Here is a 12,820-nt window from a genome sequence, read left to right as displayed (position 1 = left end):
AATTGCACTTTCTTATTATTCATACTATTATAAAAATAATGGTGTAACATTAAAAAAGGAGGTATTATATGCAATTTACAAATACGAAATTTAATGGAGCCGTCGTTGAATTAACTCTTTTAACTGAAATCATGGAAAACAACCACTTCGTACTTGCCGGACAGTGGGATTATGAGCGAGTTACATACGATTATAAATTTGAAATATTAAAGGATGTTTATTATTTACGAGTGCAAGGAGTTGCTGTTGAAGGTGACATTGGCAGTAGACACGCTGAAGTAAAACTACTTCCCCCCTTATTAGGAAAACATTATTATCCTCACGGCGTTGAATATGGTGATGATGAGACTTTCCCAACGAATGTACTTCAAAAAAGCGAACAACTCCTACAAAATGTCGAAAAAGAGTTAAAAGAATTTCAAATTATTGATTAACAAAAACAAGCGCATCAATATGATGCGCTTGTTTTATTTCCCTTCCCTAAGAATGAATCGTTTTTTTTACTGGATATCCATAAATAGATCCATCTTTCACTTTAATCTCATCTTCCCAAGGAACCTTATATTTACCTTCAGCTAAATCTTTTACAAACGTATATGGATTTTCTTTCACCCCACCAGGAGTTGCTACATATCCTCTTGAACCTAGATTATATATATTATTTTCCAATCCCCATCCTAATCTAGCCTGATCTGCTAGTTCTGGATATACTTCAGCAGTAACAATCTCCCAAGGATTTCGATGTCCCTGTACTAAAGTAGTCCCATCAAAATTACATACTTGTCCTTCACCAAAGTAATAAAATACGCCATCATAACCCGCTAAGTTTACCGACAATGTATACATTAAATTCTGCCATGCATTTGAACGATTGGTTAGCATCCATTGTTCACTAACTTGTGTACTATATCCAGAAATACGAATTAAGACATTTGCACCTTTATAGGCCGCTTCACGAGCTACTTCAGGGAACATGCCATCATGACAAATACAAACAGCTAATTTACTTCCTCCAGGTCCATCACAAACAGGTAAGCCTAAATCTCCAGCTTTCCAAGGCTCGACTGGCACCCAAGGATTTAGCTTACGATACTTCAAAATCATTTCACCTTGTGGATCAATAATAACTGCTGTATTATATGGCTCTCCACCATCAGGATTTTTCTCCATTATTGAAAAAACACCATATACTTTAGATTCTTTACATGCCTCGGCAAATAAGTCTGTTTCTGGCCCAGGCACTGTGCATAAAAATTCTTCTGTAGTCCATTTTTTTGTATTGAGCCCTTGTGTACTATATTCAGGAAATACTATCAATTCTAAACCAGGGTAACCTGATTTGGTCGAATGAATTGTTTTTATAATTTGTTGAATTTGTTTATCAATGTCTGCACGCGATTCTACTACTGGTACTGGATATTGAATTAGTGCTGTCAAAAAACCACTAATCGGCTTTACCATACTTCCACTACTACCCATTTAAACTCCCCCTTAAAATAGTTCGTGTTTATTAAAGATAACAATATATAATTTGTAACTCTCTAAAAAACTTGCACTACATATGGAATTATTACGCATGAAAGCTAGTAGTAAATTTCATCTCCACTTTTAGTACACGCCTACACTAACTTAACATAAAAAGTTAGAAAATTCAATCTTTTCAAAGTAGCTAAAACTAAAAAGAAAAAGCGCATGGAATCCCATACACTTTTTTACTTAGTCTGTAAATACGGCGGCAATTGTTGCAACTGCTCCTTATCCTTTTCACGTTCTCTACGTGCCCATCTAAAGAATACATAGCCTATAATTGTACCGTACACTATTTCCTGGACAATTTTCATTATGATACCACCAGTTTGCTGGTCTTGTACGACTGGCATCCAGTGCAAAAATTCTGGTCCCGTTATATTTAAATCTGATAAAGTGCCCGCTGGTACACATAGTTCCATCGCTTTCATCCAAGCAGCCGGATCCGTATACGTTGCAAATAACGGGGCTGTCGCAAAAATGATTAACGCACAAGCAGGCGTTAATAATATACCATTAGCAAACATATAACCAAGTTTCTTTATATCACTTAATGTTTGATATTCTGGTAATGGATTTAACATCGGCCACCACATCATGATTGCTGTAAAAAACAATATAGCGAGACAAATAGGATGAGCTATTTGACTTTGTTTTACCGTATCAAAAACAACTGGTAAATGATAAAAAGAAAACAGGCCGTTAAATACAAATAACGCAATAAGCGGTTTAGCAAATGCCTTTAATATAATTTGAACAAACTTAAAAGAAGTAATGTAACAATATAACCAAATTGGTATACCAAGCAACAGTAACGGTGGAACTGCAATATACATGACTGCCATTTCAAACATATGAGCACTAAATATAATATGGCCAATTAAATCAATAGGCCCTCCCTTTACAAAATACAAAAGAACAATACCAGTCGTAAAATAAAAAATTTGCTTCTTACTTACCTTCGTCGCATTTTCAAATCGTATTCTATATGGCCCAATAATTAAGAAGTACCCAATAAGAATCGAAAGCATAAATAATAAAAAGATTGGACTCCATAAAGCCTGAAAACCAAATATCCACAAGTTACTCATTTTCACACCTACCTTCGTAAGGTTATCTCATAATATGAAGAGGGAGCTGTGACAACACAAGCTCCCTTATTTTTCACTTTTCAAATCCACACGATTGTCATAAAAGCTAAAATTGTAATTAACCCTATTAGCAGACCAGAGTAAAGAAAGAAACTTGCTGCTTCATGTCCTTTATGACTCATATGCATAAAATAATACAATTGAAAAATTACTTGTACCACTGCTAATAGTAAAATAAACGGTACAGAGAAAATCGGACTAAAAGTTTTTGGATACGCCACCGCTACAAATGCAACTAATGTTAAAAAAATCATTAATGCAAACGTAATAACTTGATGCCTCATTTCCTCCGCACTTTTTCTCTTCCGATAAACAAGATCAACTTTAGGATTATTCGTTTGCTTTATCGCCATTGTTTATCCCACCATTCCCATTAAATATACTACAGTGAAAATAAACACCCAAACTACGTCAATAAAGTGCCAATAAATCGATGCAACATAAAACTTCGGTGCATTGTATAAATTTAGACCTCTCTTCGCATTTCTAAAGATTAATGTTAGAATCCAACATAACCCAAACAATACGTGGAGTCCATGTGTACCAACAAGAGCATAAAACGCAGAGCCAAACGCACTACTTCTCATAGTATGCTTAAATTCATGTGTATAATGATAAAACTCATATATCTCAAACCCTAAAAACCCTAAACCTAGCAATACTGTTACTAGTAACCAAAGCTGCATTTTCTTAAAGTTAAAGTTTTTCATGTGATACATCGCATATACACTCGTTAAGCTACTCGTTAATAAAAGCATCGTCATAATGAAAACGAGTGGCATTTGGAACATCTCTTGAGATGTTGGTCCACCATTTGTAGAATTCTTTAACGCTAAATATGTTCCGAATAAGGAAGCGAACAACACTGTTTCGCCTCCAAGAAATAACCAAAAACCGACAAACTTATTTTTCCCTTCAAGGGTTGCTTTTTCAGGCTCTGCTGGAAATGTTTCATTCGTTAATTTTTCATCTATATGCATTATGCCTTGCCCCCCTTATCCTCTAAATCTTCTTTATGAATATGATACCCATGATCATCAATTACTGAACGTAGGAACATTGCGCCAAATGTAATGATTAAACCAATAATTGCTACTAATAACCAGAACTTATCTTTTCCGCCCTGCATATACATCGCACCAAATGCCGCTATAAACAATCCGAAAGAAATGACAAATGGTGAAAACGAAGGATTTGGCATATGAATATCACCAACTGGTTCCGCTGCTGTCATCTCTTTATTACCTTCACGTTTTTCAATCCAAAACGGATCTAATCCGCGAACAAATGGTAATTGTTTAAAGTTATATTCTGGTGTCGGTGCTGGCATTGTCCATTCTAATGTACGTGCATCCCACGGATCACGACCAGCTTTTTCTTTTGATACTGTCGTTTTAATTACATTGAATAGAAGAACAATCGTTCCAAGAGCCATAAACACCGCTCCGATGGAACTAATCATATTCCCCATTTCCAACCCTTGCCCTTCAAGATATGTGTAGTAACGGCGTGGCATACCAATCAAGCCAAGGAAATGCTGAATAAAGAAAGTTAAATGGAAGCCGATAAAGAATAGCCAAAACGTTATCTTTCCTAATGTTTCATTTAATACTTTATTAAACATCAGTGGCCAATAATAATGAGCTCCTGCAAGTAAACCAAATACAACACCGCCAACGATTACATAATGAAAATGCGCTACTACGAAATAGTTATCATGAAATTGATAATCAGCTGGTGCAGATGCTAGCATAACCCCTGTAACTCCACCCATTACGAATGATGGAATGAAAGCTACTGCCCACATCATTGGTGTCGTAAAACGAATACTTCCGCCCCACATTGTAAAGAGCCAGTTGAATATTTTGATACCAGTCGGAACCGCAATCGCCATTGTTGCGACCGAGAAAATAGCATTAGCAACTGGACCAAGTCCAACAGTAAACATATGGTGCGCCCATACCATAAATCCTAAAAATCCAATTAATACAGTCGCAAACACCATCGATGAATAACCAAACAATCGTTTTTTCGAAAATGTCGCGAAGATTTCTGAGAATATTCCGAAAGCTGGGAGTATAAGAATGTATACTTCTGGATGACCGAAAATCCAGAATAAATGCTCCCATATAATTGTATTCCCGCCCAATGCCGGATTAAAGAAACTTGTTCCAAATAAACGATCTAACATTAAAAGTCCTAATCCTACAGTTAACGGCGGAAAAGCGAATAATATAAGCGAAGATGTTACAAATGTCGTCCATGTAAACATCGGCATACGCATGTACGTCATTCCTGGCGCCCGCATATTAATAATGGTTACAAGGAAGTTAATACCTCCAATTAATGTACCAATACCTGAGATTTGCAAGCCGAGTACATAGAAATCAACACCATGACCTTTAGAGGCTAAAGCTAAAGATGCATAAGATGTCCATCCTGCATCAGGTGCTCCACCTAAAAACCAACTTAAATTTAAAAATACTCCACCAAAGAAAAATAACCAAAATCCGAGTGAATTCAAAAACGGGAACGCTACATCACGTGCACCAATTTGAAGTGGTACAGCGGCGTTCATAAATGCAAACACGAGTGGCATAGCTGCGAGGAAAATCATTGTTGTACCGTGCATCGTTAATACTTGATTATAAGCATCCCCAACAAGAAAAGCGTTGTTAGGAATCGCTAATTGAAGGCGAATAAATAGAGCTTCTATTCCGCCTATTACAAAAAACAATCCACCTGCAATTAAATAGAGAATGGCAATCTTTTTATGGTCTACTGTCGTTAAATAATCCCATATGACAGCACCCATCCCCTGTTTTTTTGCTACAGAACTCACGTTTTCAACCTCCCCTTCGCGAATAATCCCTCTTTACTTTTCAACTTTTAACGTTTGTAAGTATGCATTTAATGCATCAATTTGATCATCCGTTAAGTTGCCATATTTGCCAGTCATTTTGTTTCCTGGCTTCATATTTTCAGGATCTTTCAGCCATTTTTTTAAGTTTTCTTCATTGTTTTCGGCAATACCGGCAACCATATCGCGATCCGCAAAGTTTGCTAAGTTTGGTGCGATACGAGCGGAAGGTGGTCTACTATCATTAGATCCAACTGCGTGACAACCAATACAGCTTTTATTAAATATTTCTTGGCCCTCTTGCGCCTTTGTTGAAGCTACTTCTTTCTTCCCATCAATCTTCTTCATATCAGCAAGCCATTTTTTGTACTCGCTTTCATCTAAAGCTTTCACTTTAAATTGCATTAAAGAATGTGATGGGCCACAAAATTCTGTACAAAAACCATTATAAGTGCCCGATTTATCTGCCTTTAACCACATTTTGTTCACATTGTCTGTATTTGTATCCATTTTCCCTGCTAAAGATGGAACCCAAAATGAGTGTTTAATATCGGCACCCTTCAAATTTAAATACACTTTCTTACCTGTGGGGATGACCAAATCTTGCGAAGTTACTATCTTTTCTGATTTATAAGAAAATTCCCACCAATAAAGATTCGCTGTTACATCAACAACGATAGTATCTTTATCAATATTCTTTTTCTCCATCGCACTTACATCAGCAAGTTTGAATGTATATGTAACTGTTGGAACAGCTAAGATTAGTAAAAGAATAATCGGAATAACTGTCCATATAATTTCTAGCTTGTGATTCCCTTCAACTTGCTCTGGAATATAATCTTCCTGACCTTTCTTTTGTCGGAAACGCACAATTACATATAAGAAAATAATAGTAACTACTAGTACTACTCCTACCATGATTGCACTCGCCAGTAGAAGTAAATCATATTGCATTTTTGCTACTTCTCCTTGCGGAATTAAAGTAGATTGAAAGGCTTTACCGCATCCCCCTAACAGTAAAGCCAGCAGTGAAACGAACGAAAGCAGTCGCCACTGTTTCTTCATACAAACAACCCCCACTTTCCTTGTGAATTAGATTGTACTTTATAGTTAAGTAAAGTAAATCTCAACGTAAAGAAATCCAATTATGTCGTTGTCTTAGAAGAATGTAACTACAATCATTGATACAAATAAGATTGTTAAATAATTTAGGGAATAAACAAACATTTGCACGGACCATTTGATGTCATCTTTCTTACGGAAGCCATAAAATCCTAAAACGATCCATCCGATGTTAAGCAGTGTTGCAATTACCATAAATGTTATCCCTAGTCCACTCATATAAAATGGTAGTGGTAATAAACATACTGTCCAAATCATAATTTGGCGTTTCGTAATTTCAAATCCATGAACTACAGGAAGCATTGGAATTCCTGCATTTCGATATTCATCAACACGTTTCATTGCTAATGCAAGGAAATGTGGGATTTGCCAAATAAACATAATTAAAAATAACATCCAAGCAATTGGATGGCCTAAAGATGGATCGATTGCTGCCCATCCAATTAAAGGAGGAACTGCACCAGATATACTACCTACAACAGTATTTAGTGTATACTTTCTCTTTGTCCATAAACTATATAGAACAACATATGTGAAAGCACCAATAAATCCCATTAAGACTGCCATTGGTGTTGTTAATAATAAAAATACAAAACCAAGAAGTAATATGACTAGTCCAAATGTAAGTGCAAATCCTGGTTTATACTTTCCAGTAACCGTTGGACGGGTCTTTGTTCTTTCCATTAATGGATCGATGTCTCGATCAATGTAGTTGTTTAAACAACATACCCCTGCCATAACTAATCCAGAACCAACGATTGTAAAGAATAACTTATCCAGATTGTCCATTACACTTAATCCATTAAAGTGTAATGCCAACCAAAATCCTGTAAATACAGTAAGTGTATTTGAGTTTACAATCCCCATTTTAACGAGTGCTTTTAAATCTTGTAACCGAGTTGTTTCCGGTACACTTGTAACAGCGGACTCATCATGCAGCTCACTTGTTGCATGGTTCATCACTCTAACCCCCTCTTAAAACTTTCATCTTTCTTTTTGCGCATATTTCAAATGAAATAATTCGCTTCTATATAGCAATATTATTACAGTAGAAACATTGTTAACCCATTCTACTACTAATCTACGCTCATACTCCAATATATTAAATCATATTTCCCGAACATTTTGTGAAGAAAACATGAACTTTTTGTGTCGAATATAAAAAACTTCATTCTGACTTGTCCTTATCATAACATGATGTTACCTTCTATAATAAACTATTTTGTCCTATTTAACACGTATTCTCCCCATTTCTTTTCAAAATAGCCTATTTTTCACCCAAAAATTTCCTTAGGAACCCTGTTTTTACACCTATTTTCTCCCCATTTCCTTCCTCCTCCATTTCTTTGCTATTTTATTATTTTTTATATATCATAGGAACTAGCGCGTTTTATTCTATACATAATGGAATGAAAATATTTCGCAATAACTTCATAGCAGAAAGATGGTGAAAGAGATTGCAACGCTTTATTAAATGGTTAGCAGTCATTACAAGCCTTGATTTATTAATAGTTTTATTAGGAGGCGCTTTAGTTACAAAAACAGGTTCTGGTCAAGGTTGTGGTAAATCATGGCCACTTTGTAACGGTGAATTTGTTCCATCTAATTTATCAATGGAAACTATTATTGAACTTAGCCACCGATTAACATCAGGATCAGCTGGAATTCTTGTGACTCTCCTTTGTATTTTGTCCTGGAAATATTATAAACATGTGCGTGAAACAAAAACGTTAGCAATTTTATCCTTCGTATTTTTAGTTGCACAAGCATTAATGGGAGCAGCAGCAGTTGTTTGGGGCCAAATGCCCGCTGTACTTGCTATCCACTTCGGTATTTCCTTAATTTCATTTGCTTCTGTCATTTTATTAACGTGTCTTATCTTTGAAATTGACCAAAAATTTGATGCACGTTCACTTATTATGGACAAAAAAATGAAATTTCATATTTATGGTGTAACAATTTACAGCTATATCGTCGTCTACACAGGCGCTCTAGTACGTCACGAACGAGCTAGCTTAGCCTGTCCAGACTTTCCTTTATGTAGCAAAAACAGACCTATGCCAACTCAACTACATGAATGGGTTCAAATGGGCCATAGAGTTGCAGCGATGTTAATTTTCGCTTGGATACTATACGCGATGATTCTCGCTATTCGCCATTACAAACAGCAACCTGTAGTATATTGGGGATGGATCATTTCATTTATCCTTGTTACACTTCAAGCTGTAGTAGGAGTTTTAGTTGTATTTACAAACGCTAGTTTAGCAATGGCATTGTTACATTCTCTATTTATTTCTTGCTTGTTTGCCGTACTATGCTATTTAGTTATGTTAGGAACAAGAAGTAAAGTGAATGCAAAAGAAGCCGAATCAACTTCTAAACAAACAAAATAATATAAAACTAAAATCCCTTGCCAATTCGGCAAGGGATTTTTTTGCAATAAAAAAGAGCTGTATTTACACAGCCCTTTTTTTATTTTAGTGATCTAATTCAATAAGTAAATCACCCGTTTGAATCGCATCACCATCGTTAACATATACTTTCTTCACTTTACCATTGAACGGCGCTTGAACTGTCGTTTCCATTTTCATCGCTTCTGTAATTGCCATAGAATCGCCTTTTTTCACTTCATCGCCTTCTTTTACAACTACTTTAATTACCGTTCCTGGCATCGTTGCACTAATATGATTTGGATTCTCACGGTTTCCTTTCACACGTTGTGCAACTGTTGCTTTTACACTCTCGTCTTTCACGATAATTTCACGTGGTTGACCGTTAAATTCCAAGTAAAGGACACGATTTCCATCCGGCTGAGGTTCTCCAATTGATACTAGTTTAACCATCAATGTTTTACCCTGTTCAATTTCTACATCAATTTCTTCACCTAGTCTCATACCATAGAAGAACGTCGGTGTATCAAGTACAGATACATTTCCATAAAGCTCAGCAACTTTTTCATAATCCATAAATACTTTTGGATATAAAGCATATGCAACTACATCAAAAATCGTTACTTCGCGTCCAAGTTTATGGAATAATTCTTCTTTTAATGCTTCGAAATCTACTGGCTCTAGTAATTCACCTGGTCTTACTGTTAACGGCTCTTTCCCTTTTAAAATAATCTTTTGTAATTCTTTCGGGAAACCACCGTACGGTTGACCTAAATCACCAGAGAACATTTCAACAACAGACCCTGGGAAGTCCATCGCATGTCCACGCTCTAAAACATCTTGTTCTGTCAGATGGTTTTGAACCATAAATAATGCCATATCACCAACAACTTTTGATGATGGCGTTACTTTTACAATATCTCCAAACATGTCATTCACACGGCGGTACATTACTTTCACTTCATCGAAGCGATCTCCTAAACCAACCGCCTTCGCTTGTTGCTGAAGATTACTATACTGCCCACCCGGCATTTCATGCATATATACCTCTGTATGAGGCGCATTCATACCACTTTCAAACGGTGCATAGTATTTGCGTACATCTTCCCAATAATGAGATAGTTTTTCTAAAGAATCTATATTAACATCTGGTTGTCTTTCGTTTCCACCTAATGCATAGTATAGCGTGTTCGCACTTGGTTGTGACGTTTGACCAGCCATAGAACTCACTGCTACATCGACGATATCAACACCCGCTTCAATTGCCTTCGTATACGTTAATATACCATTTCCACTCGTATCGTGCGTATGCAGGTGAATCGGAATCGACACTGTCTCTTTTAATGCAGAAACTAAATCATATGCTGCATTTGGTTTTAATAAGCCCGCCATATCTTTAATACCTAAAATGTGAGCTCCTGATGCTTCTAACTCTTTTGCTAAATTTTTATAGTAATTTAAATCATATTTACTACGCAGTGGATCATGGATATCCCCTGTGTAGCACATTGTTGCTTCTGCAATTTTACCAGTGTCTCGTACAGCGTCAATTGCAACTCTCATGCCTTCCACCCAGTTTAAGCTATCAAAAATACGGAATACATCAATGCCTGCTTGAGCAGAACATTCCACAAATTTTTGAATTAAATTATCTGGATAGTTTTTGTATCCAACTGCGTTTGAAGAACGAAGTAACATTTGGAATAAAACGTTCGGCATTTTTTCACGAAGATCTAGTAATCGTTCCCATGGATCTTCTTTTAAGAAACGATACGCAACATCAAACGTTGCACCGCCCCACATTTCCGCTGAGAATAGGTTCGGTAACATTCTCGCTGTTGGCTCCGCAATTTGATGTAAATCTTTTGTACGAATACGAGTTGCAAGTAATGACTGGTGTGCATCACGGAATGTTGTATCCGTTAAAAGTACACGTTTTTGATCCTGTACCCATTTTACTAATCCGTCCGCTCCACGCTCGTCCAAAATTTGTTTCGTTCCATTTTGGATTGGCTCTGAATGTTTTAAACATGGAATACGAGCATCTGGGAATATTGGTTTTTCTTTTTTACCTACTCCTGGGAAACCATTTACTGTTACTGTACCAATGTAATTTAACATTTTCGTTCCACGGTCTTTACGTTTCGGGAACAAGAACAATTCAGGTGACGCATCGATAAATGAAGTATCATATTCTCCTGATAAGAAGTTTTTATGTTTTACTACATTCTCTAGGAATGGAATATTTGTTTTAATACCACGAATACGGAATTCTTTTAAGTTACGTTCCATTTTTGCAGCAGCTTGCTCAAAAGTAAGTGCCCAAGTTGTAACTTTTACAAGTAAAGAATCGTAGTACGGTGTAATAACTGCACCTTGGAAGCTATTTCCTGTATCAAGACGTACACCAAAACCACCGCCTGATCGATACGCCATAATTTTTCCTGTATCCGGCATAAAATTATTTAGCGGATCTTCAGTTGTTACACGAGATTGAATTGCAAATCCATGTACAACTACTTCCTCTTGCTTCGGAACACCTACCATTTTGCTATGTAATGAATGTCCATCAGCTATTAAAATTTGTGATTGAACAATATCTACTCCCGTAATCATTTCTGTAATCGTATGTTCTACTTGAACACGTGGATTTACTTCAATAAAGTAAAACTCATCATCTTTTACAAGGAATTCTACTGTTCCTGCATTTAAATAATTTACATTTTTCGTTAACTTCACAGCAGCATCACAAATACGCTGACGCAGATCATCTGAAAGTGATACACTCGGTGCAATTTCTACAACTTTTTGATGACGACGTTGTACAGAACAGTCACGCTCGTATAAATGAACAACATTGCCTTCTTCATCTGCTAAAATTTGTACTTCTATATGTTTAGGTTTTTCAACGAATTTTTCGACGTAAACTTCATCATTACCAAAGGCTGCTTTCGCTTCTGATTTCGCTCGATTATATGATTCTCCTAATTCCTCACTAGTACGCACAATACGCATACCACGACCGCCACCCCCAAGGGATGCTTTAATAATAATCGGGTAATCATACTTTTCAGCAAATTTTTCGACTTCTTCTAATGAATTTACTGGACCATCACTACCAGGTATAACTGGAATTTGTGCTAGCTGCGCTTGTGTTCTTGCTTTCACTTTATCTCCAAACATATCTAAATGCTTACTTTTCGGACCGATAAAGATAATTCCTTCTTCTTCACAACGTTTAGCGAATTGAATATTTTCTGACAAGAAACCATATCCAGGGTGGATTGCATCTACATGATTACTTTTTGCAATCTCAATAATGCCTTCAATATCTAGATAAGCATCAATTGGTTTTTTTCCTTCCCCAACTAAATAGGACTCATCGGCTTTATAGCGATGATAAGAACCACTATCCTCTTTAGAATAGATTGCAACTGTTTTTAATCCAAGTTCCGAACAAGCTCGAAACACACGAATTGCAATCTCTCCACGGTTAGCTACCAATACTTTTTGAATACGTTGCAGCTTTGTCATGATTTTCCCCCTCTACTTTCCTACCACTCTAGAGATAAAATATATACACACCTTAAAAAGCGTGAAGTTCTTCACTTTCCACATTATATTATACTTAGAAAGCTTCACTTTATTTTTATCCATCATACCTTATTTTTTAACAAATGATAAGTTTTCTGTGCAATTTGTTTCACAAAAATAGTATAGCATACCTCTTCCTTTTCTAACAACTTAATTGTATATCACATTAAACTAAA

The 12,820-nt window shown here is 36.2% G+C and carries 10 protein-coding genes; 2 read left to right on the top strand and 8 right to left on the bottom strand.

From position 1 onward, the window contains the following. Nucleotides 1-68: 68 nt before the first annotated feature. Entirely contained in the window at nucleotides 69-434 is a 366-nt protein-coding gene (locus MKY38_RS02315; protein ID WP_001160947.1) for a YugN family protein, read from the top strand. 46 nt (nucleotides 435-480) lie between these two features. Here the strand turns inward: MKY38_RS02315 and MKY38_RS02310 are convergent, their stop codons facing one another. From MKY38_RS02310 to ctaB, 7 genes are all read right to left on the bottom strand, one after another. Further along, nucleotides 481-1,479, bottom strand: coding sequence for a formamidase (locus tag MKY38_RS02310; RefSeq protein WP_000535802.1), 999 nt, complete (start codon nucleotides 1,477-1,479; stop codon nucleotides 481-483). A gap of 233 nt (nucleotides 1,480-1,712) precedes the next feature. Next, nucleotides 1,713-2,618: a cytochrome c oxidase assembly factor CtaG gene (gene ctaG, locus MKY38_RS02305; RefSeq protein WP_341047951.1), complete on the bottom strand. Its 906-nt coding sequence runs from the start codon at nucleotides 2,616-2,618 to the stop codon at nucleotides 1,713-1,715. Nucleotides 2,619-2,698: 80 nt separating this feature from the next. Then, complete coding sequence (gene ctaF / locus MKY38_RS02300) at nucleotides 2,699-3,031, bottom strand: cytochrome c oxidase subunit IVB (protein WP_000985706.1); 333 nt, start codon at nucleotides 3,029-3,031, stop codon at nucleotides 2,699-2,701. Between the two features lie 3 nt (nucleotides 3,032-3,034). After that, nucleotides 3,035-3,658: a cytochrome c oxidase subunit III gene (gene ctaE, locus MKY38_RS02295; protein WP_114555474.1), complete on the bottom strand. Its 624-nt coding sequence runs from the start codon at nucleotides 3,656-3,658 to the stop codon at nucleotides 3,035-3,037. Beyond that, on the bottom strand, nucleotides 3,658-5,493 hold the full coding sequence (gene ctaD, locus MKY38_RS02290) for a cytochrome c oxidase subunit I (protein ID WP_153579316.1): 1,836 nt from the start codon (nucleotides 5,491-5,493) through the stop codon (nucleotides 3,658-3,660). Before ctaD ends, ctaE begins: the two co-directional genes overlap by 1 nt. Nucleotides 5,494-5,553: 60 nt before the next feature. After that, the gene (gene coxB / locus MKY38_RS02285) at nucleotides 5,554-6,603 is read right to left on the bottom strand and encodes a cytochrome c oxidase subunit II (RefSeq protein WP_000745268.1); all 1,050 of its coding nucleotides are present in this window, start codon (nucleotides 6,601-6,603) and stop codon (nucleotides 5,554-5,556) included. A gap of 93 nt (nucleotides 6,604-6,696) precedes the next feature. After that, complete coding sequence (gene ctaB / locus MKY38_RS02280; RefSeq protein WP_001015058.1) at nucleotides 6,697-7,620, bottom strand: protoheme IX farnesyltransferase; 924 nt, start codon at nucleotides 7,618-7,620, stop codon at nucleotides 6,697-6,699. Between the two features lie 497 nt (nucleotides 7,621-8,117). On the opposite strand from ctaB, the gene ctaA reads away from it, so the two are divergent. Beyond that, a complete protein-coding gene (ctaA, locus tag MKY38_RS02275; RefSeq protein ID WP_001188744.1) occupies nucleotides 8,118-9,053 on the top strand; it encodes a heme A synthase in 936 nt (311 codons plus the stop codon). 84 nt (nucleotides 9,054-9,137) lie between these two features. Here ctaA and pyc read toward each other — a convergent pair whose 3' ends face one another. Beyond that, nucleotides 9,138-12,584: a pyruvate carboxylase gene (pyc, locus tag MKY38_RS02270; RefSeq protein ID WP_000164087.1), complete on the bottom strand. Its 3,447-nt coding sequence runs from the start codon at nucleotides 12,582-12,584 to the stop codon at nucleotides 9,138-9,140. Between the last annotated feature and the right edge of the window lie 236 nt (nucleotides 12,585-12,820).

This window comes from Bacillus sp. FSL R5-0585, assembly GCF_038004545.1.
In the GTDB taxonomy this organism is placed as follows: Bacteria; Bacillota; Bacilli; order Bacillales; family Bacillaceae_G; genus Bacillus_A; species Bacillus_A cereus.
Note: the sequence above shows the minus strand (reverse complement) of the source record. Positions and strands in the feature narration are given on the sequence as shown.